This is a genomic window from Arthrobacter sp. EpRS71 (assembly GCF_001512285.1).
In the GTDB taxonomy this organism is placed as follows: domain Bacteria; phylum Actinomycetota; class Actinomycetes; order Actinomycetales; family Micrococcaceae; genus Arthrobacter.
In genome coordinates, this window is sequence record NZ_LNUV01000006.1 from 248,238 (window position 1) to 271,071 (window position 22,834).

At 60.7% G+C, this 22,834-nt stretch carries 33 protein-coding genes and 1 tRNA gene; all 34 read right to left on the minus strand.

What is annotated here, in order from left to right:
• Positions 1 to 56: 56 nt before the first annotated feature.
• The 34 genes from AR689_RS11260 to AR689_RS11415 all read right to left on the minus strand — a co-directional run bounded on the left by AR689_RS11260 (position 57) and on the right by AR689_RS11415 (position 22,826).
• Positions 57 to 4,592: a peptidoglycan DD-metalloendopeptidase family protein gene (locus AR689_RS11260; RefSeq protein ID WP_062070183.1), complete on the minus strand. Its 4,536-nt coding sequence runs from the start codon at positions 4,590 to 4,592 to the stop codon at positions 57 to 59.
• 20 nt (positions 4,593 to 4,612) lie between these two features.
• Positions 4,613 to 4,996 (minus strand): hypothetical protein, encoded by a 384-nt coding sequence (locus AR689_RS11265; RefSeq protein WP_156424579.1) that lies wholly within the window; start codon positions 4,994 to 4,996, stop codon positions 4,613 to 4,615.
• A gap of 50 nt (positions 4,997 to 5,046) precedes the next feature.
• The gene (locus tag AR689_RS11270; protein WP_062070187.1) at positions 5,047 to 5,385 is read right to left on the minus strand and encodes a hypothetical protein; all 339 of its coding nucleotides are present in this window, start codon (positions 5,383 to 5,385) and stop codon (positions 5,047 to 5,049) included.
• A gap of 31 nt (positions 5,386 to 5,416) precedes the next feature.
• The gene (locus tag AR689_RS11275) at positions 5,417 to 5,611 is read right to left on the minus strand and encodes a hypothetical protein (protein WP_062070189.1); all 195 of its coding nucleotides are present in this window, start codon (positions 5,609 to 5,611) and stop codon (positions 5,417 to 5,419) included.
• 86 nt (positions 5,612 to 5,697) lie between these two features.
• Positions 5,698 to 6,366, minus strand: coding sequence for a hypothetical protein (locus tag AR689_RS11280; protein WP_062070191.1), 669 nt, complete (start codon positions 6,364 to 6,366; stop codon positions 5,698 to 5,700).
• A gap of 53 nt (positions 6,367 to 6,419) precedes the next feature.
• Positions 6,420 to 6,827, minus strand: coding sequence for a hypothetical protein (locus AR689_RS11285; RefSeq protein WP_062070193.1), 408 nt, complete (start codon positions 6,825 to 6,827; stop codon positions 6,420 to 6,422).
• Positions 6,824 to 7,102 (minus strand): hypothetical protein, encoded by a 279-nt coding sequence (locus tag AR689_RS11290; RefSeq protein ID WP_062070195.1) that lies wholly within the window; start codon positions 7,100 to 7,102, stop codon positions 6,824 to 6,826. The genes AR689_RS11285 and AR689_RS11290 overlap by 4 nt, the downstream gene beginning before the upstream one ends.
• Complete coding sequence (locus AR689_RS11295; protein ID WP_062070197.1) at positions 7,099 to 7,434, minus strand: hypothetical protein; 336 nt, start codon at positions 7,432 to 7,434, stop codon at positions 7,099 to 7,101. Before AR689_RS11295 ends, AR689_RS11290 begins: the two co-directional genes overlap by 4 nt.
• Before the next feature lies 1 nt (position 7,435).
• Positions 7,436 to 7,831, minus strand: a complete 396-nt coding sequence (locus tag AR689_RS11300) for a hypothetical protein (RefSeq protein ID WP_062070199.1) — start codon at positions 7,829 to 7,831, stop codon at positions 7,436 to 7,438.
• Between the two features lie 2 nt (positions 7,832 to 7,833).
• Positions 7,834 to 8,172, minus strand: coding sequence for a hypothetical protein (locus tag AR689_RS11305; protein ID WP_062070201.1), 339 nt, complete (start codon positions 8,170 to 8,172; stop codon positions 7,834 to 7,836).
• A gap of 67 nt (positions 8,173 to 8,239) precedes the next feature.
• Complete coding sequence (locus tag AR689_RS11310) at positions 8,240 to 9,259, minus strand: major capsid protein (protein WP_062070203.1); 1,020 nt, start codon at positions 9,257 to 9,259, stop codon at positions 8,240 to 8,242.
• Positions 9,260 to 9,276: 17 nt separating this feature from the next.
• Entirely contained in the window at positions 9,277 to 9,645 is a 369-nt protein-coding gene (locus AR689_RS11315; protein WP_062070205.1) for a hypothetical protein, read from the minus strand.
• Between the two features lie 14 nt (positions 9,646 to 9,659).
• Positions 9,660 to 10,280, minus strand: coding sequence for an FtsB/FtsL family cell division protein (locus AR689_RS11320; RefSeq protein ID WP_062070207.1), 621 nt, complete (start codon positions 10,278 to 10,280; stop codon positions 9,660 to 9,662).
• Positions 10,281 to 10,349: 69 nt separating this feature from the next.
• Positions 10,350 to 11,093, minus strand: coding sequence for a VG15 protein (locus AR689_RS11325; RefSeq protein ID WP_062070210.1), 744 nt, complete (start codon positions 11,091 to 11,093; stop codon positions 10,350 to 10,352).
• Positions 11,094 to 11,095: 2 nt separating this feature from the next.
• The gene (locus tag AR689_RS11330) at positions 11,096 to 12,526 is read right to left on the minus strand and encodes a phage portal protein (RefSeq protein ID WP_062070212.1); all 1,431 of its coding nucleotides are present in this window, start codon (positions 12,524 to 12,526) and stop codon (positions 11,096 to 11,098) included.
• Positions 12,527 to 12,538: 12 nt separating this feature from the next.
• Positions 12,539 to 14,044 carry a hypothetical protein gene (locus tag AR689_RS11335; RefSeq protein WP_062070214.1) on the minus strand — a complete coding sequence of 502 codons (1,506 nt, stop codon included), beginning with the start codon at positions 14,042 to 14,044 and terminating at the stop codon, positions 12,539 to 12,541.
• A 16-nt stretch (positions 14,045 to 14,060) separates the two neighbouring features.
• Entirely contained in the window at positions 14,061 to 14,462 is a 402-nt protein-coding gene (locus AR689_RS11340; RefSeq protein ID WP_156424580.1) for a hypothetical protein, read from the minus strand.
• A 249-nt stretch (positions 14,463 to 14,711) separates the two neighbouring features.
• Positions 14,712 to 15,068: a hypothetical protein gene (locus AR689_RS11345; protein ID WP_062070217.1), complete on the minus strand. Its 357-nt coding sequence runs from the start codon at positions 15,066 to 15,068 to the stop codon at positions 14,712 to 14,714.
• A 1,415-nt stretch (positions 15,069 to 16,483) separates the two neighbouring features.
• A tRNA-Ala gene (locus AR689_RS11350) sits at positions 16,484 to 16,556 on the minus strand.
• Between the two features lie 42 nt (positions 16,557 to 16,598).
• Positions 16,599 to 16,772: a hypothetical protein gene (locus AR689_RS23045; protein ID WP_156424581.1), complete on the minus strand. Its 174-nt coding sequence runs from the start codon at positions 16,770 to 16,772 to the stop codon at positions 16,599 to 16,601.
• A 106-nt stretch (positions 16,773 to 16,878) separates the two neighbouring features.
• Positions 16,879 to 17,379, minus strand: coding sequence for an HNH endonuclease (locus AR689_RS11355; protein ID WP_062070219.1), 501 nt, complete (start codon positions 17,377 to 17,379; stop codon positions 16,879 to 16,881).
• Between the two features lie 204 nt (positions 17,380 to 17,583).
• Entirely contained in the window at positions 17,584 to 18,183 is a 600-nt protein-coding gene (locus AR689_RS11360; RefSeq protein ID WP_062070221.1) for a hypothetical protein, read from the minus strand.
• Positions 18,180 to 18,401, minus strand: coding sequence for a hypothetical protein (locus AR689_RS11365; RefSeq protein WP_062070222.1), 222 nt, complete (start codon positions 18,399 to 18,401; stop codon positions 18,180 to 18,182). The genes AR689_RS11360 and AR689_RS11365 overlap by 4 nt, the downstream gene beginning before the upstream one ends.
• A gap of 194 nt (positions 18,402 to 18,595) precedes the next feature.
• Positions 18,596 to 18,814, minus strand: a complete 219-nt coding sequence (locus AR689_RS11370; protein ID WP_062070224.1) for a hypothetical protein — start codon at positions 18,812 to 18,814, stop codon at positions 18,596 to 18,598.
• The gene (locus AR689_RS11375; protein ID WP_062070226.1) at positions 18,814 to 19,113 is read right to left on the minus strand and encodes a hypothetical protein; all 300 of its coding nucleotides are present in this window, start codon (positions 19,111 to 19,113) and stop codon (positions 18,814 to 18,816) included. The genes AR689_RS11370 and AR689_RS11375 overlap by 1 nt, the downstream gene beginning before the upstream one ends.
• Positions 19,110 to 19,472 (minus strand): hypothetical protein, encoded by a 363-nt coding sequence (locus AR689_RS11380; RefSeq protein WP_062070228.1) that lies wholly within the window; start codon positions 19,470 to 19,472, stop codon positions 19,110 to 19,112. Before AR689_RS11380 ends, AR689_RS11375 begins: the two co-directional genes overlap by 4 nt.
• Positions 19,465 to 20,013: a 3'-5' exoribonuclease domain-containing protein gene (locus AR689_RS11385; protein ID WP_082697922.1), complete on the minus strand. Its 549-nt coding sequence runs from the start codon at positions 20,011 to 20,013 to the stop codon at positions 19,465 to 19,467. Before AR689_RS11385 ends, AR689_RS11380 begins: the two co-directional genes overlap by 8 nt.
• Positions 20,010 to 20,480 carry a hypothetical protein gene (locus tag AR689_RS11390; protein WP_062070230.1) on the minus strand — a complete coding sequence of 157 codons (471 nt, stop codon included), beginning with the start codon at positions 20,478 to 20,480 and terminating at the stop codon, positions 20,010 to 20,012. Before AR689_RS11390 ends, AR689_RS11385 begins: the two co-directional genes overlap by 4 nt.
• Positions 20,477 to 20,902, minus strand: a complete 426-nt coding sequence (locus AR689_RS11395) for a RusA family crossover junction endodeoxyribonuclease (protein WP_062070232.1) — start codon at positions 20,900 to 20,902, stop codon at positions 20,477 to 20,479. The genes AR689_RS11390 and AR689_RS11395 overlap by 4 nt, the downstream gene beginning before the upstream one ends.
• Entirely contained in the window at positions 20,899 to 21,069 is a 171-nt protein-coding gene (locus tag AR689_RS23050; RefSeq protein ID WP_156424582.1) for a hypothetical protein, read from the minus strand. Before AR689_RS23050 ends, AR689_RS11395 begins: the two co-directional genes overlap by 4 nt.
• 493 nt (positions 21,070 to 21,562) lie before the next feature.
• A complete protein-coding gene (locus AR689_RS11400) occupies positions 21,563 to 21,811 on the minus strand; it encodes a hypothetical protein (protein ID WP_062070234.1) in 249 nt (82 codons plus the stop codon).
• A 72-nt stretch (positions 21,812 to 21,883) separates the two neighbouring features.
• Positions 21,884 to 22,249 (minus strand): hypothetical protein, encoded by a 366-nt coding sequence (locus AR689_RS11405; protein WP_062070237.1) that lies wholly within the window; start codon positions 22,247 to 22,249, stop codon positions 21,884 to 21,886.
• Positions 22,246 to 22,563: a hypothetical protein gene (locus AR689_RS11410; protein WP_156424583.1), complete on the minus strand. Its 318-nt coding sequence runs from the start codon at positions 22,561 to 22,563 to the stop codon at positions 22,246 to 22,248. Before AR689_RS11410 ends, AR689_RS11405 begins: the two co-directional genes overlap by 4 nt.
• Entirely contained in the window at positions 22,560 to 22,826 is a 267-nt protein-coding gene (locus tag AR689_RS11415) for a hypothetical protein (RefSeq protein ID WP_062070241.1), read from the minus strand. The genes AR689_RS11410 and AR689_RS11415 overlap by 4 nt, the downstream gene beginning before the upstream one ends.
• Positions 22,827 to 22,834: the final 8 nt, after the last annotated feature.

Consider the following 22,834-nt stretch of genomic DNA (forward strand, 5'->3'; position numbering starts at 1 on the left):
CGCCGCGGGAAGCGGCGGCCGGTACGGGGTCGCGTAACTGATGCCCATTGAGCTCCTTAGCGGTGAACCGCCAGCGCGTCACGCTGGGATGTTTCGATGAGTCGGACTGCTTCGTGCTCGTCACGAACGTGCAGCTGCCCGATCTGGACAGCTGGACGGTCATGACCTCGCCTTGTCGCGAGGCTGTACATCGCTTCCCATTGCTTCGGGTTGAGGATGTATTCCGGCTGCCGAGTACGGTTGACCACTTGCGACAACCCGGGAGGCAGAATGCCGCCCTGATCGTGCAGGTAAGGCAGCCCGGTCGAGCCGATACCGTCGTCCTTGCCACCTTGACCAGTGACAAATGCGACGGCGCCGTCCAGGATCTTCTTGCCAGCGCCGATGGCCATGTCCGCGAACATGCCTGCATCCGGGAAGGCCTTCTTGAACTGGTCCACGAGGCCGTCCACGATTCCGGCGATCGGGTTCCAACCTGCGGAACCTGCCTCGCCGCCGCCGTCCAAGTACTCGGCCGGGTTCACGTAGCTCGGCCATCCGCCGTTCATCACCATGTAGTGCAGGTGATTGCCGGTGGAGTTACCTGTGGAACCGACCTCGCCGATCTTCGATCCGCCGGTGACCATCTGGCCCAGCTTCACGGCGAACTTCGAAAGGTGCGCGTACCACGTCTGCAACCCGTTCGGGTGGTCGATGTGGATCTCGTTACCGCCGCCATACGATGACCAGCCAGCAGAAGACACGCGGCCAGGACCAGCAGCACGGATGGGCGTACCACCCGCAGCTGCGAAGTCGATGCCGTTGTGCCCGCTGTGGAAAGGCTGGGATACGACACTGCCCGGCAGGGGGTGAATCAGGCCGCCCTTAGCTCGGCCAGGGTGGAACCCCGACGCCATGAGCTTTCGAACGGCACTGACGCCCTTGTTGCCCGCATTGTTGAGCATGTCGATGAACCCTCGGCCGGCACCGCGAACGACTTCCGGAACAAGCACGCCCTCACCTGGCCGCATAGGCGTAAGCACGGTGTCACGCTTGCGCGCTTCGTACCCAGGCAGCACACCACCTCGGGAGAATCCCGGGGGCAGTGAGACGCGGGGTAGCTCAGCCAACCCAAGCGATTTGCCGATGGTATTGAGCCCGTTGATCAGGCCATCGTTGATGACCGTATCGACCACGAACTTGACTGGAGCCTTCGCGATATCTTGCAGTTTCTCCCACGCGGTTTTTATGAAGCCGACCCCGTCTTCGAAGGCTTTCGGGATCGTTTTCGTTATGAAGTCGCCTAGGACGTCGAAAACTGGCTTGATGACGTTTTCCCAGACCCACTTGATGACCGCGCCGATAGCATCGAACTGAGGCTTGATGACGTTCTCGTAGAGCCAGACGAAAGCTGGCCCGAGGACGTTGTTCAGCACCCAGACAAGCCCATCGAAGATCGGCTTGATGATGAATGTCCACCACGCCGAGATCAAGGCGCCGATAAATCCGAACACCGGCTTGATCACGTTTTCGTACAGCCACACGAAGGCTGGCCCTATGACCTTTTGGATCACAGCGCCGAGGATCTGGAAGATGTAGCTCGTCACGGTCCACCAGGCTCCGACTACGGCGGAGATCCCCTCGAACACGGGCCGAATCACATTTTCGTAGAGCCACGTGAAGACGGCTCCGACGACGGCGAAGACCTGCTGAATTACCGGCATAGCAGTGTTCTGGAACCAGTCGACTACCGCCGAAACGGCGACCTGAATGGCGCCCCACACGTTTTGGACGATCTGCTGTCCAAGCTCTGTCTGCGTGAAGAACCAAATAAGGCCGGCGACCAGTCCCGCGATCAGGGCGACCACAACGCCAATCGGATTCGCGCTCAGGGCTGCGTTTAGAAGCCACTGGCCAGCAGCGACAGCCTTAGTTACAGCAGCCCATCCGGCCATCGCGATCCGCTGAATATTGCCCGCGGCCGTTAATGCCGCCGACGCTGCACGAGTAGCAACGAAGGCGCCGATCAGGACACCCAAAACAGCAGGGCTGCCAGCAAGCGCGACCAGGAGTGGGTCAAAAACGGACAGCAGAGTCGCCACACTGGAAGCGAAAAATGTCAGGACCTGAATCAGGCTTGGCCCGACCGTCTCCGCGATAGGAGCAAGCGCCGAAAGGAAAGCACCGAAGGCGCCAGTCAGTCCGGGCAGCAGCGGAACAATTTCCCCCACCCCTCGCTGCACCGCCTCCATGAAGGTGACTAGCCCAGCACCGAACGCAGGGTTCGACAGCGCAGTGAAAACGCCACCAACGAATGTGCCTGCGATCTCGCCGCCCAAACGGAGGAACTCAGCAAAGGCTGTAGCGCCGTTCTTGAATGCCTCGCCGATAGGACCAAGCGCCGCCAAGAGCCCTTGCGAGCCCGCTTCGGCGCCGGCGAATATCGTTGACATGGTCGTCTGGAAAACAGGGCCCTGCATGATCGTCTCGATATTGCGCAAAGCTGCTGCCATGCCGCTCAAAGTCGACACCGCGCCGCCAGCTTCAGCTGCTCGATTCAGGGCGGAGAAAATCCCTGCCACCGAACCACCAATGGACCAGAGATCCTTGAACCCCTGAATTCCGTTGTCGATCCACGTTGCAAGACGCCCGTCAGCGGCCGCGGCCTGAATGAAGTCATTGAAGCGTGTGGCGATGTCCGCGATTGCAATAGCAAGGCGGGGCATGTAGTTCATGCCAACCTGGCCGAGGGTCACGAACGAGTTCACAACAGGCTCAATGGCCCGATTCAAAATGGTCGTGCTTGTCGCCACGCCCATCAGCAAGGATTCGAGAACGCCACCATCAAGGGACTTCTCAAGCGCCTGCATGAAGATTTGCGCGCCGGAACCCAGCGCCGAAGCGATAGCGCCCACACCCGTTGCCAGCTGAGGCATCACTGAACCGGCCAGAGAGAGCAGAGGTGCAGCGAACCCAGTAAAGAAGTTCTCCTGCGCGATCCTCCGGATTTGCCCCAGTTGTTCCTTGACCGCGAGCAGAGCCCGCACTGACTCCTGCGCTGCAGGCGTCAGTTTGCCCATGGCATCAGCCGACTTCTGGCCAGCCTGCGAAGCGGTGTCTGCCTGCTGCATCTGAACCCGTTCAAGGTTCCGATGAGCTTGCTCCACGGCGCGGGCGGCATCTACCTGAGCTTTCTCCGCCTGGCGGGTAGCATCTTCGATAGCCTGCTGCGCGTCGGCGATCTGACGGGCGCCGTCCTTCTCCTGCTTGAGGGCATCGGCCTGTGCATCCTCGCGATCGCGAATAGCATCGGTTTGCGAGAGTCGGGCGTCAGTTAATTTCTGCTCCGCGGCGAGGACAGCATCAGCATCGCCATCACCGGTGGAAAGGGCGTCCTTGGCTTTCGCCAGGGCCTTCTGTGCTTCGAGGACATCTCGTGCAGTGTCGGCTTCCTTGCGTTCGGCCATTTCGACGGCACGGGCAGCGTCCTTCTGAGCCTGCGCAACAGCGAGGATCGTGTCTTGCAGCCCGCGCTTGGCGTCGGCAACCCTGCGGGCCGCGTCTACCTGTGCATCGGCGGCGTTTTCCTCGGCGACAGTAATGGCCATCATCGCGTCTTCGACTGCCATGGCTGCCAGTCGAGGGTTGGAACCTGCGATGCTGCTCGCGCCTTCGAGTGCGGTTTTGAGAGCATCACCCACGCCGGCGAACGCCGAGACAAGCACTCCAGCGCCAGCACCAATGGACATGAGCCCGGCAGGTACGAGTGCTGCCACTCCAGCGAGGGAACTCAAGGATGCAGCGAAGGTGATGACATTGCCGGATGCACCCAGCACGGCGGCACCGACAGCCCCCGCGGCCGGAGTGATGGCAGAGAGACCTCCAACGACGCCGATAAATGCCTGCGTGAATGCTCGGCCGCCACGAGTGCCTTCACGGGCGACGTCCTGGGCCATCTTGGAGAGGTCCACGCGGATCCGGTCCGAGTCGCGGCGCATGGCAGTGACTAGACCGCCGAGAGGGCTTCCCCTGAAAGCGCTGGTAAGCCGGGCGGCCAGCGTGTTGGCGCTGCGGCCTGTGCGCTCGGATTCCTCCGAGACGCGCTTGAGATGTGTTTCGAGTTCGACCGCCGCTGCGGAGGACTTGCTCTGTGCATCGCCGAGGTTCAGTGTTGCTTTGGCCAGAGCATGTTCAGCGACTTCGCGGCGGTCCGTGGCGTCAGCGGCGCGATGCCGGATGACGCTCAGCTTCTCTTCGGCCGCTGCGATCTGGGATGCTTTGGCGTTGCCGTTGTCGCGGACTTCCTGAAGCTTGAGCTCAGCGACACGCAAGTCACCGAGCGCCTTGGACTCTGTCGCTGAGGCTGCCGCCAATTTCGCCTTTGAGGCTGAGAGATTGGTTTCAGCCTGGGTGGCCGCCTTGGTCAGGCGGGACACCTCAGCTTCAAGCCCTGCAGTCTCCGCCGAGAACCCGGCAGCCATCCCGGCGCCCATGTCCTTGCCAGCAGCGCGGCCAGCCTTCGTGAACAACGGGCCCACGCGCTTAGCGACTTCCCGCTGCACCCCTGTGAAAATCGGCTTCACAAGCACTTCCGCGATACCGATTACGGACATGGGATACCTCGAATCTCTATTCAGATGTCTGTGGCGTCAAAGCCGAACTGGCCTATAAAGTCCTCAGTCCATTGCCTGTCAAGGTCCGCTAGGGCCCGGTCAATCTCTGTTCGTGGTCCGGGGAACGGCGCCTCATCGGAAGGCTTGCCGCCAGCCACCGCGATGGATGTCTGGCGCAGGCTCTTGACCGCGTGAAGGATTTCCCGGAGAAGATGTGCGTTCAGGTCAAACTCGGAGACGCGAGGCGCCCACTCACCCTTAGGCTTCGGCTGCGAGGCTATGTGCGCTGCGTACTCTTTGTCGTTGACTATTGCCTCGTTGAGCCTGCAAGCACTGGGCAGCCCGTCGATGAAGTCGAGCAAGGCCACCCAGCGCCCGTTGGCGTACCACTCCGCAAGGTCCACGCCGTACACCGACATAAGGTCGGCGCGGACCTGCGGGCGGAAACGCTCTATCAGCCCTCGGAGGCGTTGCCTTCCCCCGCGGTGCCGTAAATGTCCTCGTAGTACCGGATCGCTCGGCGCATCACGGTCGAGAGCTCGATCACCGAGAGCTTCTCAGCCTTCAGCGCATCGGCGTCCTCCATGGACAGCCACGTCCGGATGACCTTCCAGTTGGTGGCGTTCTGGTTCAGGCGGCCGAAGATGCTCTCCGCTTCCGAGGACTCCATCGCGTAAAGGTCGGGGAAGGTGATGACCTTCGAGTTCGACAGTCCTACCTTGAGGACCTCGGCCTTGACTATTTCCTTACGGACGCCGGCAATTGAAAACTGGATGTTCGGTGAATCAGTCATTTCTTGTTACCTCCGGGTGGTGGTGGTTGGTTTACTTGGCAGGCTTGGGGGAGGGTGCGGGCGCTTCGACCTGCGTCGGCGCTTCAGTGGCGCGGGCGGCATCCGTTTCGCGGACGGCGGCAGTGCGCGCCTTCTGCTCGGTGAAGCCCTCGGCGCGCAACCGGGCGGCTTCGCCTGGCACGGACGTCTCGACGGCCAGACCCTCTTTGTTGGTAAATCGGGGCATGTCTCGCTCCTAAAAGGTCACGGGTGAGGAAGGTTTGAAGCGGGCCGCACCATCACCACCCGGAAAGATGGCGCGGCCCGCGGTCATTACGGGGTTTCCGGAGTGAAACCCGTGACGGTCTTGTGCTTCACAGCACCCGTACCGCCCATGTAGTGCCGGACCGGAGTGCCGATCTCGGTATCAGTGAAGACATCGAGGGTGACCGGAGCCGTAACCGGGTCACTGGAACCCCATGTCTGCGAATCAGTGGAAGCGAGCTTCACCAGCCCGTAGCCGCGGCCAAGGATCCAGTTCTCAGCGGCCGGACCGTCAGAGCCGATGATCAGCAGACGGTAGTCCTGGCCAACGGGAAGCTCAGGCTCGTCAAAGACAACCTCGCCCGTCGTAGCGTCCTGCGTGGTCGCGGTCAGGTCCGTGCCGTAAGTGAGTTCCAGCATGTGCCGGCGCCCCGTCTCCAACGGAGTGAACGTGATGGAACGGGCGACCTCGGTAGTGTCCGAGCGGGCAGGTCCGGCGTAGCCGAACGCGCTCACGTCCTCCTTGGACACGTCACGGCCGAATTGGTAGCCGTCAGGCGTGACCATTCCGACGGGCAGCCAGCCGGCCACCTTCAGGTCCATGAGGGTGCCCGCGCCGGTAAACAGGGACTCGGGAAGATCCACGGTCGTCGGAGCCAGGAAAGCAACAGCCTTCTGAATCTTCCGGATAAGAGCGCGCTCGTCAGCATCCTGACGGATGGTGTCAAAAGTTGGCATGGCAAATAACCCCTTTCAAGGGCTCAGGTTTTTGGTGAATCCCCATCGGGGGTCTAGTTGATGGGCCTTGAGGTAATCAGCAGGGTCGCCAAGGCCCGATTCAGGGTGTCCGACTGGTACGGCACATCATCGGGGGTGCCATCGCAGGTGATGCTGTCGAAGTATCCGGAGGGCGTTTCGATGTCCTCGCCACAGATAAAGGCCACGATCGACTCGAGGACGTTCACGGCTTGCTCGCCAGGCGCGTAGACCTCAACCGTTCGACGCTCGACCCTGTCGATGTATCCCTGAGTGCCGCCACTTCCGTAGATGTGAGCGATAGGGAACGGGCCCTGCAGAGATCCACGCTCATCCGCCTGCAGGTGGTAGAAAGCCAAGACGGTTGCGCCGTCGTGGACAGTCCCATCAATCAGGTCGAAGAGGCCGGCCTTTGAATCAGGGAAAACGAGGGCATCGCTCATTTGTGCCTCACCTTCATGGCCGCCGCGACGCGTAGAAGAACGCCGTCGCGCCAGTCACGCCAGTGAGCCTCGGACTCACGAACCACAGCACCTGCGCGCTTCTCGTTGGCCCAACCCGCCGTCACCGTCGTACTCTCCGCCTCATAGGTGGAATCACCGACGGCGTTAGCGTTGCCGGCCATGCGCTTCGCAACCTCCAAGGTGGCCGCGCCCATCTCCGGAGACTGCGCGAGCTTGCGGAGACCGAAGTCGTCAGCTTTGTACTTGACGCTCATCCAGCCTCCAACCCAACCTCGACACCAATCGGCCATTCCTTTGGTCGGCCGTCCACGGACCAATCACCCGCCATGCGAGCGCCATCCGGAACCCGGATGCGGTCAGTCGTTCGGAAACGGAAGTCAGGATCAGGATCCCGATAGAGGTACACCTCGGAAGCAGAGACATCCGAATGGTCAACGGGGTCATTCATCAGCCGCGGACCGATCAAGCAATCCTTGAGCGGGATCTCTTCATCCGGCCGCGGGTTCCCTTTAGGGTCACGGCCGCCATTGCGAAGAACAACGACGTCCACCCGCCAGGACTTCGGGAACCTCTTCACGATGCCCATGTCAGCCTCCCGGGTGAATCGTCCAAGCCTTGGCCTTTGGCCGGGACCTGCCCAGCAGCCGCTTATCAGCAGCCGTCAGGTACAAGGCGTCGTCAGGGTTCGCTATCTTGCCGCCCATGGTGAACGGGCCGGCCCCTACTTGGAACGACTCCGTACCAGCCGGCGGCGCGTTCTCGTCGCGAGGTTCCAAAGCACGCTTGACCATGCGGCACACAACGAGCTTCGGAACATCGCTGTCGAGCGAGCCTCCAGCGATTCGCGCATCCAAATCCGGGTAGAGGCCGCGAACCTCAACGGAAGCCTCGTGCAGCTTCTGCTGGGCTTCCGCTTCGTCCTCAACAGGGAGCGCCGACCAGTGCTCTTTCAGGTCCGCGAGGGACGAGTAGTCGGCGGCCACGATTACTGCTTCCGGGGACGGCCGCGACGTGCGGGGGCCGGTGCAGTGAAGTCGGGTGCTTCATCGGGCGCATCTTGCGCTTCATCAGCCGCGTCCGAGTCGTCGCCGCTGGCGTCAGCGTCGGCGTCCGCCGAGTCACCATCGGACTTTCCCTCATCATCGGCAGGCGCCTCAGGCGCGCCAGTGAAGTCGGTCTCGGAAGCAGACGAATCGTGCGCCTCAGGTTCGAGGACATGGTCTCCAACCAGATCGATGGCCCATTCGGGAACGTCATCGCCGGGCTTGAAATTATGAGCGGTGAATCCCTCGTGGACCACCGTGTATACAGCAAACTTCGCCATTGCGAATTCCTTTCAAGAGTGCCATGGGGCGCGTCCCATAAGACGCGCCCCATGCGCGAGTCCGAGGCTAGAGAACCTTCGCGACGAACGAGAGGTTTGCGTTTGCCAGCACGGGGAGGCCGATGGCGTCCGAATCCACGTAGGCGTTGTGCGGGACGCTGTCGTTGCGGTGGGCGCCAACAACGATGCCGGGCTGTTCGACCTCAGCAATCCCATACTCGGGTGCCATCGACGTCAGCGTTCGGCCCCAGAAAGATGCGCCAAGCTCGTTCGCCTCTTCGGCGCGGGTCTCGCCCGGCTCCGGAAGGAGAATCACTCGGTCATCAGGGATCAGCAGGCCAGCTGCAGTGCGCCGGTCGTAGACGTCGATCTCAGGGAGGCCAGCACCCGCGACAACGCTGCGGACCTCATCCTCAGTGGCTCGACGGCTAGAACCGTTCGCCAGCGTCGTTGCGAACTCTTCGCCGGATGCCAGAGCGCGCAGAACACGCTTGGACATCAGCAAGGAACCCGGCTCGACGCCGTTGGTGGCGACGTAGGAATCAACCCATGCCTCAAGATCAGCCAGGCGCGAGACTGTGGACGTGCTCCACAATGCGGCCGCGGTTACGTTGTGGCTCGGATCGCGACCGAAGTCGTCGTCAGAGTTGAAACGACGGCCGGTGATCGTGGACTTGCCGGTGACAAGGGCAACGGCCCGCTGGCGTTCCATGCGCGAGACAATCGCTACGGCGACCGCTCGTGCGTGCTTCACGATGGAGGCACGCATGGAGTCGTCCCCGGCGTTGCGGTTACGGAGCTGCATGTACTCCGTGATGAACCGCTTCTGTCCGAGAGCGGGCAGCTTGATGGTGAAGCTGGAGCCACCCTCAGCGCCGGCGAGTTCAGGCTCGGCGTTGAATGCGCGGTACTGCGCTTCCTCGATCAAGCCGTTTTCGCTCTCGAAAACTTCAATGACAATGTCGTCCACTTCCACGCTGGGAAGGTAGCGGGCGAGGGAACCCTTGCGGGCCTCGGCATCATCGGCAGCTTCCCGCGCTTCAGCGGTCAGCTCTACAGGGTCAATCAGATCATCCCAAAAAGCCATGTCTTAGTCCCCTCTCTTTATTCGAAGGTGAAGCCCGGCGCGAACGCGGGGGCGGTGAAGTTGCCAGGGACCTCTTCAGCCACGATGGAGCCGTGGCGGAGGACGGCGGCGGGCATTGCCTCGCCGCCTTCCACCTCAACGTCATCCAAGAGGAATCCGAGGTTGAGGGCGGGCTGGCCGGCTGCGGGAGCGACGTACGGGACGATCGCAGTCAGATCAGCGGCATTCACCGGGGTGCCGGACGGAATGTAGCCGTCAGGGTAGTGGGTGCCCGCGGTGAAACCGGCAACGTTCAGGGTGCCGGTCGGTGCGTTGTTTGTGCCATGGGTGGAGGCGAGCCACTTGTGGTTACCGCCTCCATAGTTTTTACGGCGAAGCATGGGCATGTGCGTGCCCCTTCCTATTTGTTCTTGCGGTCAGCTATCTGCTGTCGGAGTTCGCGGATTGATCCTTTTGCGGCGGCGTCGCCGCTGCCACGCTTGCCAGATCCGGGAACCGGGTCATTCTTTGGAGCTTTTCCCTCAGCCCGTGCGTAAAGATCTGAGATCTTCTTGGCCGACGCGAGGTAACTGGCCTCATCAGTGCCGGTCACCAAGTCTTGGTATTCCTTGGGTACGGGGTGTTCGGCCAGTGCGGCGAGGCGAGCGTTGGTTGCCTTGAGCGTCGCGTTCTCGGCAGCCTGGTCGTCGCGTTCTTTCTGGGCCCGCTGGATGTCGGACAGTTCGCTGTCCTTGATCTTCTGGAGCTCGGCTTTCGCTTCGGCGGCATCTTTCTCAGCCTTTGCCCGAGCATCGCGCTCAGCCTGCAATGCTTTCAGTCCAGGTTCGCCAAGTTTCCCGTCCTTGTCCGCGTCAGCGGATGCAGGAGCGGGAGCAGGAGGCGCAGCCGGTGCGGGCGCCGGCGGGGCGGACGGGTCAATTTCCATCACAGCGTCGCCGAAGGTCTTCCGGTGGAAGGCCATGAGCGCAGTGAGTCCGCCAGGCGCGGTGATGTCAATGCCGTGAGGGAATGGTTTGTTCAAGGGAAATGCTCCTTCGTGAATGCCGCATCGCACGGCGAATAACCCTGCCCGCGTCGCGCGGAAGGGAACTTAGTGGGAGTGGACTCCGTCAGTGACGAAATCCGGGAACTCGCGGCGCATAGCAGCGGCGATGGCCTTCATATCCGGTGAGCCAGCCGAGTCGCGCGCTACTTGATACATGTCGTAGAAGTCATCCGGCAGGTAGCCCGGCGGGTAGTCGTCACCGGCGCGCAGAGGAACAGCCTGGCAGTCGCAGTCGCCGTGGTATTCCTCGCCATCTTCGCGGATGGTCGCCGATGACTCTGAGAAGTAGACGGCGTCCCGCGAGGCGAGGATCAGACACCATGAGCATGTGGTGTCACCAGTTGGCACCCGCGCCCACGCGACACCCTCCCGGTCGGCATTCCAAGCGACTGTGTTTCGCCCAAACTGCTTGACGTACTTGTCGCTGGCCAAAGACAGGTTGGAGAGAACCAATTCGGGGTTCGGGGTCCACAGCTTCCCGGCGAAAAACCGGACCGTTTCCTCAACCTGCTCAGCAACAACCGCTGGCGTAGGAGGCATGGCAGCTGCGAACTTGCCAGCCTCACCGGCCTCTGCCAGTAGATCGTCGTACCACTCCATAGCGAGCGCTGCGGCGATCTGCCCGTACTCAGCTACAAGGATCGGGAGGAACTCCAACAGAGCGTCACGAGCAGCTTCCGGGTTGGACATGTTCAGCGTCGCGAAGAATGCGGACAACTCATTGGTTGCCAGATTCGACAGCCCGGAACTGGCCGCACGGAACTCTTCGATGGACTCGCGCGCAACCACGACTAGACTTCCTGCGTTACGCCAGGCTGGCTGAACACGGGAGCAGGAGAAGACTTAGCCGCGGCCACAAGGGCGCTCAGCTTATTACCAGCTTCCTTTTTCGCCCGGTATGCGTTCATGCGTTCGATCTGCCGCTTCTCCAAGCCGTAGACCTCCATAGCCACCTCAGGGTCGGCGTCAGGGAACGTCTGCGTGAACTTGAGCCCTGCATCAGCCTGAGCCGCTTTGGACGTCGTGCCAGGATCCCGGAAATGGGCAGTCAACCCGCGAAGCTCCGCTTCCATCGACGGCGTCCATAGTCCGTACTTGACCGCGAGAACATTGCGGACGAGGTCCACTCGAGACATGCCGATACTCGGAAGCTCAGCTTCGACTACTGAAATCAGGTCGGCTTCATTGGCACGGATCGCATCAGCAGAAGACGGGTTGTCCTGAACGATGCCGAGATATCCAACGGGAATCGACGTTTCGCTCGAAACCATCAGGCCAATGCCCTTGAGCATCTCGCCGTGCGGCTGGAAAGTAGCCTGTTGGAGCTGCTGCAGCGTGGGCTTGACCAGATCGCCCGTTTCCTCGTCACGAGTGTTGGGCAGGGCCCACACGCCGCCAATAAGGGCGTCAAGTGGGGAAATTCGCTTCCCATCGGCGTCAGTAAAGTGTTCTTCCTCAGCGCCAAGCAGGGCCCGCTGTGGAGCTCCGTAAAACTCTGCGTTGGTCTCCTGGCGCAGCATCGTCCGGCAGCCGTTGTCGATGTATCCCATCAAGGGCCTCGTGATGCGGGAGTATCCGAACGGGCGCTCCAGCGACCGGCCCCACACGTAGGGCGTGCAGGTCACGCGCTTGTCGATGCCAACATAGCGCTTGGTGACCATCCACCCGTCCTTGAGGTACTCGACCCGGAACGTCTCGCCCGGCAGGTACAACAGGACTTCCCAGCGGCCGACAACCTCAAGGGCCATCGTCACGCGGTTAGTGCGGGAATCAACCTCGGCCGTAGCCTCAAGCGCGGTGCGGGCCGCCACCACAATCTCGGGCTCGCCTCGGTCAACGTCACCCGGAGTGACGAAGACAAACGCCACGGAGTGCTGCAGGGACGCTTCGATGGCCATGCGTTCGATAGCTGCGAAGTAGTTGTCCTCAAAGACCTCTTCAACTTCGGCCAACATGGAAGATTTCCGGCCCAGCGTGAAACCATCAGGGCGGATACGCCGCGCCGGCACCTTCACAGCCTTGGATGCCCAGCCGATTGCGACCTCGAAGTCCTTCATGTGCGGAGGGATCGAGAATCCGATCTTGTCTAGCCGCTTTTTGGAGTCGAAGTATGAGGTACGCAGCTTGTTCCGCTGAGTCTTCCGACGGATAACGGACAGCATGCGATTGAACGCCGCAGCTTCGGGTTCGGTGAGGTGGCGGACCACGTCGAGTTCAGCCAAGCAGGCCACCTCCTAGAAAACGATCGCGCCGCGCTTCTTCGGAGAAGACTTGACGATACGGCGGGCAAACTTTTTAGCGCCGAAATGGGCGCACGTAACTGCAACTGTGGGAGCGAGGTCAGCGTCCAGGGTGTCCTTGTTCCACTTGAACGAGCCAGGACGGTTCTTGATCGGGTCCTTGACGACGTGCTTGGCAGAATTGTCGAGGTGTTCCTGCCCGAAGTGCCTTATGGCTGGATGCTTCTCAACGGCTTCGTACACTCCCGCGCACGCTTGCGTGTACTCGCTGGAGCTCAGAATGAAGACCTTCATCTTCTTGGCCTTCAGCAACGGCTCCAGCAGATCCCGGCACGGTGATAGAGCATCGATGACAATTGGAATACGGCGCTTGGCTCGCTCCCACAACCACTCCACCAAAGCTGTTGTCCCGCGCTCATCAAAAGGCGCGTCAGCGGCCAGCTCGAGGTAAATATCCTCGTCATCCGTGAACTGCGAAACACCGATGGAAACCTTCGTACGCTCCGGATTCATATCCACGCCATACGAAGCTATCTGCCAGTCAGGATCCGGATCGTCAATCGCCAGGTCATCCCACTTTGTGAATGCCTTTTTGCCAGCCTCTGTCGGGGTAGGCCACATGTTCAGGCGTTCACGCGCATAGGATCGCGGAGAGAACTCGTTGAGCTCGTCCTCGATCGTCTCCATCGAAATGCGGATGCCGAGGGCAGGGTTCGCATCAGCAGCGTTATGGAGGTCTCGAACAAAGGCGGCGAGCTCGGCTTCGTCCATTTTGTCGACGTCACCGCGGGCAGAGTGCTCCACCCAAGCTGCACGCTTGTTCTTGCCAGTCACAGCGTTATTCCGCACGCGCACAAACGGTTCGCCGCGTTCGGACAGATCCTTCGGCGGGGTGCCCATAAAGATCGTCACAGGATCGCCGCCAGGAGCAGCTGAGATCGTAGGCTTGAGAGCTTCCTGCTCGTCCTCTTCGTACTCCTGCGCCTCATCAATGACAAGGACGTCAAAGGAGCTACCACGGCCGGCGCCACCGGTACGGGCGCCAAGCTCAATCATGCCGCCGTTACTCAGCACGATCGCTTCCTGGCCATTGGTTTTACGGATCTCAACGACCATGGCGTTCAGTTCCGGGAATGGCGCGTTCGGATCGTTGACCTTCTGACCGAAGAACTGCAGCAGACGCTTGAACGCTTTCCGCGCCGACGTCAGCAAATGCGAGGTGTGGAGGATTTTCAGGCCCAACTCCACAAGCATGTAAAGCTCGACAGCTTCAAGGCCGCCGTTCTTACCGTTCTGCCGCGGCACCGAGACGCCCCAAGTGCCGGCGCACCATTTGCCGGTCGTGGTTGTCCGCAGCCAGGCGCGGACTACCTTCTCCTGCCACTCATCAAGGACCAGCCCATAACCAGCGGCCAAGTCGATCGCAGCTTCGGCGTGCTCGCACGAATAACCACGCGGCTTAGGAGCGATGTAGAAGCGGGCGTCCTGTGAACCCTTCACCAGACACCACCACCGATCAAGCCTTTTTCAAATTGCGCGCCCTTATCCGGTCAAGCGGGGTGACGCCAGCAGGCACGGGCTTGTCCGCGGGCTTCGCGGCAGTTGCGACGGAAGGCGGGACAAGTTTGGAAAGGATCGCCGCGAAAGCCGTAGCCTGTTGCCTTGCCTCTGCAAGAGGCGCTGCGAACTTGACCTCGACGTTGATATTCCGGTCGCCATCTTCGTCAATTTCGTTCAGGTGCAACCGGAACTGCATCAGGTTCAGAACACCTTTGCCCTGAATGATGTTGTCCAACTCATCCAAGCGATCAGCGATGCGCGCAGCTTCAAGCACCAGCGCATTCCGGGCGACATCCTTGCTGGACATCTCTTCCCAAAGGGCCAAGCCGCGCTCACCAAGTCCGGCAGGTTCAGTCACGGACATCCACCAATCTGGCGGCTTTCGCGGCGCGGCCCGCCTTCGTTCTCCCATCGATCCATCCCGGAGGATGGGTGACGGTGCTCATGGGACGCTTCGGCTCAACTGCGATCCTCTGCCCAAGACCATGTCGTCGGCCGTGTCGAGGGCACTGACCGAACGCAATAGGCGCCAGGCATGCAATCTCTCCATCGGAGGCTCCACAGAGCCCGCCGCGGACATCAAGATGTGCTGGCATGCACTTCCCCCTCAGTAGCCCGCCATCGTTCCGTCCTTGCTCGTTGCAAGGCAGGGGCGGAGGTGCATAGAAACGAATTCCGGGGATGTGCCGATCGGCACGTAGCAGCGGTCAAGCGACCAACCACGCAGGCGGTCCGGGTTCGACTTCAAAGAAAGGAACGTCAGTGTTCCGCCGCCCGGGAACGTAAGGCTGATACGACCAATCGCATCGATGCGCTCGGCGACGACGCTCATCTCGGGATAATCCCAAAGGAGTTGCGCAAAAACCTTCTTCGCTTCATCCATGGACTCCCCGAAGACCGCCACGTGGCCGCCGTCAACAGCAGTCAGCAACGCATCAGCAGCCAAAGACTTCGACATGATCACGGGGAACTCCTTCAAAGTTTGAGCCGCGCCGCCCACGAGAGCATGAGGCTCTACAAGCGAACAGCGCGGCAGTCGAAATGCTGGTGAAGCAGACGAAAAACATGCTGCGGCTCCCAGCGGGGAGCTCGGGGGGATATTTTTGCCCTATGCCAGAGGGAGGGCGCGGCCCGGGGGTGGGAGGGGATACCCGCCACCCCCGGTTTGGGGTTTCAGTCGCCTAGGACAAGGTCCATTTGGGCTTTTATTGCGTCGTCCGTGAGTCGTTCATCGCCTCGGACTGCGTTGCACCATCGGTGGGCGGTTCGCAGGTTGTTTGGCGTGTGGTCGGGCTTTGATGTCGATGACTTGGGCTTGATGTGATCGAGCGATGGAGCAAGCGGACTGTTCGTATGCGCATCTCGATCTATCGGATGCTGACATATCTTGCATGTCCATGCATCACGTTCATAGATGGAGTGTCGATCGCGATCTGATATCCATCGTCCTCTGTTCCATTCGCCTGTCTTCTCGAAGTACGAGCGTGCCCACTTGGCATAGCGTTCAGCATGGGCAGCGGTACATGGTGCGCATCGGCATCCGTACCGGTACTTGCTTGCCGTGCCATGTGTGACCTTGGGCGGCGGTGTTGGTGTTCCATAGCGCTTGAACTTGCGGTAGTGGTTCTCGCAGTAGGTCAAGCGGATCTTCCCTGCACGCGAGCATTGATCTACTGAGCATGTGTTCGCGGGCAAGGAGCTTCACCACCTTCGGCTGGTCTTGAGTGGCTTTGGTGGTTGGAGTGCGAGGACCTTCGCATGACCTGGTGGTTTATTGCCACGCTTGGCATTGCAGAGTCGGTGGGCAAGGCGGCAGTTGGAACGTTCGAAGGGTGAGCCGCCTTTGGACACCGGGATGATCTCGTCTATCTCGGGTGAGCCTGGCAGGCCGTGAGGGAGCGTCTTGTCCACCAAGAGGCCGCAGAGCCAGCAGTGGGTTTCTTCCCTGAGGACCCTTGCCCTGAGCTTGTTGCGCATTGCGCTGTTTGCTCTGCGTGGGTTGTGGGAAGCCATATTTCGGGCCTCCCTAAGTGTTATCCGGTGTCGTAGCAGGGGCGCTTGGGATGGAAGAAAGGACATCCTTGGACGTCGTTGCGTCCTGCGCTTCCTTGGTTCCTTGCACGCTGTGACAGCCTTTGGCGTGGTTGGTGGCTTTGACTGCGACACCGGAATGGTATTTCCCGCTCGCCCTGCTCGCGCATGTTTGTTGATCAGGGGCGGGAAGTTGGTTCCTGCATGGAGTAGGCGCGTAGCGTCGCCTCGTTCTTAGGCCGTAGATCAGTGATCCCACCACGATGCCTTGGAGGCGCCCGGGTTGATCCTTGGCCGCACATTTGGGTGACTTGCCCAGTACCGGCCTACGGTCTCCATGCAGGAGAGTGGAGAATGCGAGACTCGAACTCGCAACAGACGGTTTGCAGGACCGTTGCTCTTCCAATTGAGCTAATTCCCCTTGCTCCCTTGGTGCTCATGTACACTTCGGGACGCTATTTAGTTATGAAGTCTTGGTGGCGGTTTGCTGGACGTTTGCCCAGTATCCGCGGTTGTAGGAGGCGATGTTGCCGTCGGTTCCTACGATGTGAAGTCGTTCGGCTTCGTCGATGACCCATTTGGTGGCGTCTTCGTGGATGGTGACTTCGTCTTTGCCGTGCTGGACTGTGAGTGTCATGTTGGCTCCTGATGATTGGTGATGATGTGGGGTGCCGGCGTCTCTCGACATGCGGCGTTGCGCTTGACCCTGCGCGGGAGATAGGGCCTCCTGGGGGTTGGTTTACCTATCTGGTCTTTGCGAGCCTGTCGGCGTCGTTGTGGGTGAAGAGTCGGTTGCGCAGCTCTATGGCTGCGGCTTCGGCTTCATCCATGGTGTGAAAGCTTCCGCCGTGCACTGATTTTCCGTTGTGCTTGACGGTCACGTACCACTTTTGGCGGGCGGTGTGCCATGAGACGCCTCGAACGCCGGACTTGCTGTTGGCATGGGCAGCCACCCGGTGTTCCATGTTCTGCTTTTGCTTGACCGCTCGTAGGTGAAGGGGCTTCACGCATGAGGGGTTGTGGCAGATGTGGTCGATCACGAGGCCCGGCGGGATTGATCCGACGTGGAGCTCGTAGGAAACCCTGTGGGCACCGACGTTCTTGCCGTTGATCTTCATCGATCCATGGCCGTGCGTGCCCTGCGTTCCGGTCCACGTCCAGCAGTCGCTGGAGCGATCTACTTTGTCCCAGAACCGCTGGATGGTCTTTGCGCCGTATGGCGAGGTGCGTGTAGTTTGTTCCACATCGACTCCTTGAAAGTCGGTCACGCTCCCGGATGTTGACGCATCGCGGGAGCTTTTGATTTGGGTATGCAAAAGCGCCTGCCGAGCATGGGGGTTTCGGCAGGCGCTTTTGGGCATAAAAAATGCGCCCAACACTTGGTGTTGAACGCTGGTTGGGTACGACGAGTACCCCTCAGTGAGTCACTTTAACACAACCTTGCGGTGTCATGCGCGGCTTTCTTCGCGGCGTGTTTCGTACCAAGCGTCCAAGACTTCGTGTGGGTGGTAGGTGGGCGTGGGTTTGGATTCGGCGGCCTTGATCTTGCCTCGGGATACCCAGTTTCGAATGTCCTTTCCGGTGAGGGTGATTTGAGCGTTGAGGCGTAGCCATGGCACGAGTTTGCGGGTCGGCATTGGTGGCGCGATGTCTTTGATGCGTTCCCGGTTCGCTGCATGGTTGACGGGCGGTTCCTCTGGGCCGCTGACGAGCAACTCAGCCTTGGTTACCCAGTCTTGGATGAGCCATGCGACTCCGGCCGCGTGCGGGTCATGCGCGTAAGCCTCGGCACTTCGTCCGACGCCTTTGAGGTTCTCTTGCAGCTGGAGGGCATCAAGGTTGATGGGCGCTGCGCTTCCGGGTTTCCCGCCAGCGTTCCATCCTGCGTTGGCGGGCCTGACTTGGTCACGTTTGGCGATGGTGATGCCGAGCGCCTGGATGAGCACTGGGACTTTGTCCAGCCATGCTTGCAGGTCTCGGATGCACTGCTTGCAGAGGTACTTTTCGCTGTGGTTCGGGCAGTCCTCTGTGGTGCATTCGTTGCTCATGTGGCCTCCGGTTCTTCGCGGACTTCGTATGCTTCGGTGGCGAGTACGAGGGTTCGGTCGTCGCCGTCGTTGTTCCAGAAGCCGACTCTGCGGCCGTGGTAGAAGTACACGTCGTTGGCTTGGATGGTTCGTTCGTCTGCGTGTTTGCTTTCTTTGAAGTGGAAGGTCCGAACCTTTTCGGGTTGATCGGGTTCTGGGTCCTTTCCGTGGAAGGTCATGGTTTGCCTCCTTTGTGGATGAGTGGCTTGCCTGATGGGTTGAGGCGGAGGGACAGGATGAGCATGAATGCTTGACCTCCCTCCGCGCCTCGGCCAGAGAATGGTGTCGCCGGCGTATATCCGTTCGAGTGCTTCTTCCTGCCATGGGGTGAGCTCGATCCCCAGCTTCGCTGCAAGCTCCCGAAGGTTTCTGCTCACGTGTTGCCTCCTATGACTTCGGTGGGTGCGGGCATGCCGGTTTGTTCGGCGTAGACGTGCATGAGGCCGAGTGCTGCGGCTTTGAGGTGCAGGTGGGCTTCTGGTGTGAGTTTGGTTTCGAGGTCACGGACGAGTTCGACGGCGGATCGCATAGCCCGGAAGGTCTCAGCAATGTCGGGGTCTTGTTTGGCGGGGTGGCCGCCGGGTTTGCGCATCAGTACCAGTCCGTTCCTTGCGCGCCGGCTAACCGCTCCCGTGTCGGGAGGTAGAAGTGTTCGGTGTCGAGGCCGCCGTCGTAGTCCTTGTGGGCGAACCCTTCGAACTCGATGGTCAGCCATATGGTTCTGCTGTCAGTGTCGCGGCCGACCCAGAACTCGCACCCTGCTTTCAGAAGCGCGTATGCCTCGCCTAGTTGGCGTTGGGCGGATGCCGAGTCGCGGTTTGACCAATGCTGTTGCGGGACGAAGGATGCCTCGCAGATGGCCAGCAGTTCGTCCCTTGTGTACTGGTTCATGGTTTGCCTCCTTTGTGGATGAGTTGGCGCCTTTTGAGTGGCTTCGGTGGCCGGGGCCCGAAGAACAAACGGTCGAACGCTTTTCGTTGGCGTTTTTCGCGGCGCGTTTTGGGCGGGATGAATTTCACGGGCATGGTGAGGCTGCGGGCGGCTGGGATGGTGATGATTTCAGCGCCCCACTCGGTGTCTGTGGTTGTGAAGGACACTGATTCGATGATGTTCGGGCCGAGGATGGTTCCGTTGTCGAACATTGCGATGATCTGCTTGCCGACGATGATCTCTGGGCGGCCGGTGTTGTTGACGACTTTGGCGATGCCTGGCGCAATGTAACCGCCTGCGCTGAACTGTTTCTCAGCCATTTCGCAGCTCAACTCCTTGGATGGCGCGGATCGGCACGACGCCGATGTGTTCACGGGCGACTAGCTCGAGGACGATGTGGTCGTGCATTCGCTTGACGTGCCGGGCGTCGGCCAGCGCATGGTGCTCGGTGCCGCTCTGTTTGGGCAGTTTGTCGATGCCGGTGAAGTCCACGAGTGAGCGGACGTCGTTCGTGTACATGGGGATGCCCTTTGGGAGGTCCATCATGGTTCCGAACAGTTGGGCCAGCGCGACGTGGTCATAGGCTCCATACCAAGCCCATAGCTGGGCGCTGTCATCACCCGCGAAGAAAGCCGCGACCTCATCCCGGATCTGCCATTTCATCTTCCATTCAGGGGATGACGGCTCGGGCAGGTGGGGGACGACGTTCTCCGACAGCCATGGGTGTTGGTTGATGATTCGCCATTGGGCGTTGGCGTTGATGGCGTAGTACTCGCGGCCGTCCTCCGCGATGATGCCGATGCTGATCAGGTCGATCGTGTGGCCGTTCTCGTGGAACTCGGTGTCGTAGAAGTACTTCATGGTCGGCGGCCTTTCACGAGGGGAGGGAGGAAGCCGAGCTTTCGGCATTCGGTGATTGTCAGTTGTCGGCGGCATCCACTGCACTCCCAGATCGGCTGCTCCGAGTTACTTGCGACGCCCCGGTACTCCCGGCATTCATGCTCGGCCACGTAGTTCAGGATGATCGTTCCGTTTGCCAGCCTCGCCCTGTACTCGATCCGGTCTTTCGCGGGAACCTTGTAGCGCTTGTTCGGCTTGCCAACGCAGTAGAGACGCCGGGTCTGGCCATCCGGGAAACTGACTGCGAAGAGCTCTGCCATCAGTCGAATGTCCCTGAACTCGGGGTGGTAGTAATTCAGGGTTTCGATGCTCACAGTGATGTGCGCACCGCTCCACCTCACGTCCGTGCCACTTTGCAGGGATCCGCTCTCGACAGCTTTGGTGATGATCTGCATGGCGTCGTAGGTGCTAGGCCTTGGGCTGCTCATGGCGTCTCCTTTGGGTTATGGGCGGGCGTGATGGTGATCATGACGCCAGGGGCGCCGTGGTAGGTCTTGGTGGCGGTGATTGAGATGATTCGGGCGTCGTCGGTGATGACACCCTTGACGGTGGCTTTTGTCTTGCGGTTCTTGGTGGTGGAGAGCGAGTCGAGGACTGCGCGGATGAGCTTGTCCAAGTCCGGTTTGACAGCGGGCGCCCACCACCGCGGGCGCTGCGGTGGGGCGATTTGGAAGACGAGGTTGATGGCTATGGGCCCGTCGATCGGCTCCCCACTGTGGCGGGCGAGGGTTGCTGCCCGGATGTCTGTGCGCCACTTCTTGAGTGGCGCCTTCACCCCGACGATGCGGCCGCGGTAGACGTCCACGGATCCTTGCGGGATTGCTTTGCCCGGGACGAACGTGTGTATCATCGCCCGCCCCATTTCCGGCGGTCGCGTCGAAGGCTGGGATCGTGCGGGATGTTGGGCGGGGTGGCCAGTACATCAGCGAGTGGTTTGAAGGCGGATGCGACCGTGTTCACGAAGGTGTTGGCCATTTCGGTGAGCGACTCCGCGAAGATTCCGAGAGCGTCAGCCATTGGCTTCGTAGCATGCTCCATGGTTCCCTCGTGATGCTGCCCGTACTCCAATGCTCGAAATTGGTCATGCGCTTGCGCTTGTACGTCGCAGGGCCTGCATTCGTATACCCAGCGCGCTTTGCCTTCTTTGCGGATCATGGCTTCTCCGTTGGTTCGAGGTCGGATGTGTGGAAGTTGGCGTAATTGGGGCCGAGGTGGACCCATACGGTCCCGCCGAGGACGTTGGAGGCGATCTTGCCCACGCGTCCGGCATACCGGCCGTCTCGCATTGGGGTCGGAAAGCACGCGTACTGGCTCGCGCTTGGGGAACGGTTCCTTCTCGGCGAGGATGAGTTCGTAGGGCGCGAACCATACGGGAACGATTTCGAGGCCGGATAGTCCAAATGGGAGTTGCTGGCCTGCCATGACTTCTTGGATGGTCGCTACCTGGTCGAAGTATTTGGAGGTCTGGTTGGTGACGCGGACCGTGTCACCGGTGCGGAATTTCATTGCGTTACTGCCCGTCACGCTGGGAGGTGAGGTTTGAGCTTCGGTGCGTTGCTGGCCTGCTTGGGCTGCCATCCCATGTTGCGGTGAGGGTGACGTATCCGGGGTCGCGCTGGTCGCCTTGGTGTTCCTTGATGCTGATGCTGGCTTCGGGCGGGACGGATCCGGCGAAGTCACGGAGTGCGCCGGCGGTAAGGCTGCCAGGCACGTTCATGGAGGCAGTTGAGGTGATGCGATGTGAGCTGTATGCGGTCATGATTGTTCTCCTTGAATGACTGAAGCCGCCCCGGTTGGGACGGCTTCGAGGTTTCGCGGGTTCGCGGTTTTGTTAGTCGAAGAGGACGCCGCGGAAGTTGCCGCGGCCCGGGCCGTCCATATGTCCGAGCATCCATGTGTAGTCGCCGCCTGGGGCTTGTACGTTCTTGCGGAACCATCCAGTGGAGTGGTTTTGAGGCTCTAGGCGGCGTGCGAAGAACTCGGCGGCTTCCGTAACCATGGCGGCGCGGTCTTCGTCGGTGAGCGTTGAGTCCTTCACGCCGTCCCGAGATGCGCCATCGATGATCTCTTCCCAGCGCCAGTTGTCCTCGTAGTTGGATTCCACGATGATCCGGATCGCTTCGGTAGGGTCCGTGGTTCCGCGGACAAGGACTTCGCCCTCGGTCATGTGATAGATCGCCGTTTTGCTTGTGCTCATGGTTTTTCTCCTGAAACGTCAGAAGCCGCCTCGTGCGGGGCGGCTTCATGGGTGCTGGTTGGCGCTGGTGGCCATGGGTCTACGGATAACCCGAGGGCCTGTCTGAGTTCGAAAGTGGTGACGTGGCAGTAGAGCCTGCCGGGTCGGCTTTCGGCGTGGGCGATGAGGTCAGCGACGGGTGCCAGGAGTTCCGCGATGGCGGCTCGTGCTTGGAACCTTCGGGCAAGATCCGCATCGATGAGCTCCGGCGACGGGACGACGATCTGCATGGCCCCTGCGACACGGTCGATCATTTCCCCCGCTGGCCCGGTCATCCTTCGTCCACCTTGCAGATCATGGCGCCTGAAAGGTCAATGACCGGTTTGCGGTAGGGGTTGTCGGCTTTGAGCTTGGATGCTGATGCAGCGCCGATGCTCCATCGGCTGTCGGCTTCGTTGACAGCGGTGTCCCATCCGGTGGCCATGAGTTCACGGCGGCCTTCATCGAGCTTGTCCGTCATGCGTTTGAGCATCTGGGCGAGTTTGTTATTTGACGCTTTCAGGCGCTCGTTTTCGGCGCGCAGTTCTGCTTCGGTCATGGTTCTTC

Coding starts and splice junctions, on each gene's coding strand:
- AR689_RS11260 (WP_062070183.1), bottom strand. CDS start 4,592: ATGTCCGTAATCGGTATCGCGGAAGTGCTTGTGAAGCCGATTTTCACA.
- AR689_RS11270 (WP_062070187.1), bottom strand. CDS start 5,385: ATGACTGATTCACCGAACATCCAGTTTTCAATTGCCGGCGTCCGTAAG.
- AR689_RS11275 (WP_062070189.1), bottom strand. CDS start 5,611: ATGCCCCGATTTACCAACAAAGAGGGTCTGGCCGTCGAGACGTCCGTG.
- AR689_RS11280 (WP_062070191.1), bottom strand. CDS start 6,366: ATGCCAACTTTTGACACCATCCGTCAGGATGCTGACGAGCGCGCTCTT.
- AR689_RS11285 (WP_062070193.1), bottom strand. CDS start 6,827: ATGAGCGATGCCCTCGTTTTCCCTGATTCAAAGGCCGGCCTCTTCGAC.
- AR689_RS11290 (WP_062070195.1), bottom strand. CDS start 7,102: ATGAGCGTCAAGTACAAAGCTGACGACTTCGGTCTCCGCAAGCTCGCG.
- AR689_RS11295 (WP_062070197.1), bottom strand. CDS start 7,434: ATGGGCATCGTGAAGAGGTTCCCGAAGTCCTGGCGGGTGGACGTCGTT.
- AR689_RS11305 (WP_062070201.1), bottom strand. CDS start 8,172: ATGGCGAAGTTTGCTGTATACACGGTGGTCCACGAGGGATTCACCGCT.
- AR689_RS11310 (WP_062070203.1), bottom strand. CDS start 9,259: ATGGCTTTTTGGGATGATCTGATTGACCCTGTAGAGCTGACCGCTGAA.
- AR689_RS11315 (WP_062070205.1), bottom strand. CDS start 9,645: ATGCCCATGCTTCGCCGTAAAAACTATGGAGGCGGTAACCACAAGTGG.
- AR689_RS23045 (WP_156424581.1), bottom strand. CDS start 16,772: ATGACACTCACAGTCCAGCACGGCAAAGACGAAGTCACCATCCACGAA.
- AR689_RS11360 (WP_062070221.1), bottom strand. CDS start 18,183: ATGAGCAACGAATGCACCACAGAGGACTGCCCGAACCACAGCGAAAAG.
- AR689_RS11365 (WP_062070222.1), bottom strand. CDS start 18,401: ATGACCTTCCACGGAAAGGACCCAGAACCCGATCAACCCGAAAAGGTT.
- AR689_RS11370 (WP_062070224.1), bottom strand. CDS start 18,814: ATGCGCAAACCCGGCGGCCACCCCGCCAAACAAGACCCCGACATTGCT.
- AR689_RS11375 (WP_062070226.1), bottom strand. CDS start 19,113: ATGAACCAGTACACAAGGGACGAACTGCTGGCCATCTGCGAGGCATCC.
- AR689_RS11380 (WP_062070228.1), bottom strand. CDS start 19,472: ATGGCTGAGAAACAGTTCAGCGCAGGCGGTTACATTGCGCCAGGCATC.
- AR689_RS11385 (WP_082697922.1), bottom strand. CDS start 20,013: ATGAAGTACTTCTACGACACCGAGTTCCACGAGAACGGCCACACGATC.
- AR689_RS11390 (WP_062070230.1), bottom strand. CDS start 20,480: ATGAGCAGCCCAAGGCCTAGCACCTACGACGCCATGCAGATCATCACC.
- AR689_RS11395 (WP_062070232.1), bottom strand. CDS start 20,902: ATGATACACACGTTCGTCCCGGGCAAAGCAATCCCGCAAGGATCCGTG.
- AR689_RS23050 (WP_156424582.1), bottom strand. CDS start 21,069: ATGGCTGACGCTCTCGGAATCTTCGCGGAGTCGCTCACCGAAATGGCC.
- AR689_RS11400 (WP_062070234.1), bottom strand. CDS start 21,811: ATGACCGCATACAGCTCACATCGCATCACCTCAACTGCCTCCATGAAC.
- AR689_RS11405 (WP_062070237.1), bottom strand. CDS start 22,249: ATGAGCACAAGCAAAACGGCGATCTATCACATGACCGAGGGCGAAGTC.
- AR689_RS11410 (WP_156424583.1), bottom strand. CDS start 22,563: ATGACCGGGCCAGCGGGGGAAATGATCGACCGTGTCGCAGGGGCCATG.
- AR689_RS11415 (WP_062070241.1), bottom strand. CDS start 22,826: ATGACCGAAGCAGAACTGCGCGCCGAAAACGAGCGCCTGAAAGCGTCA.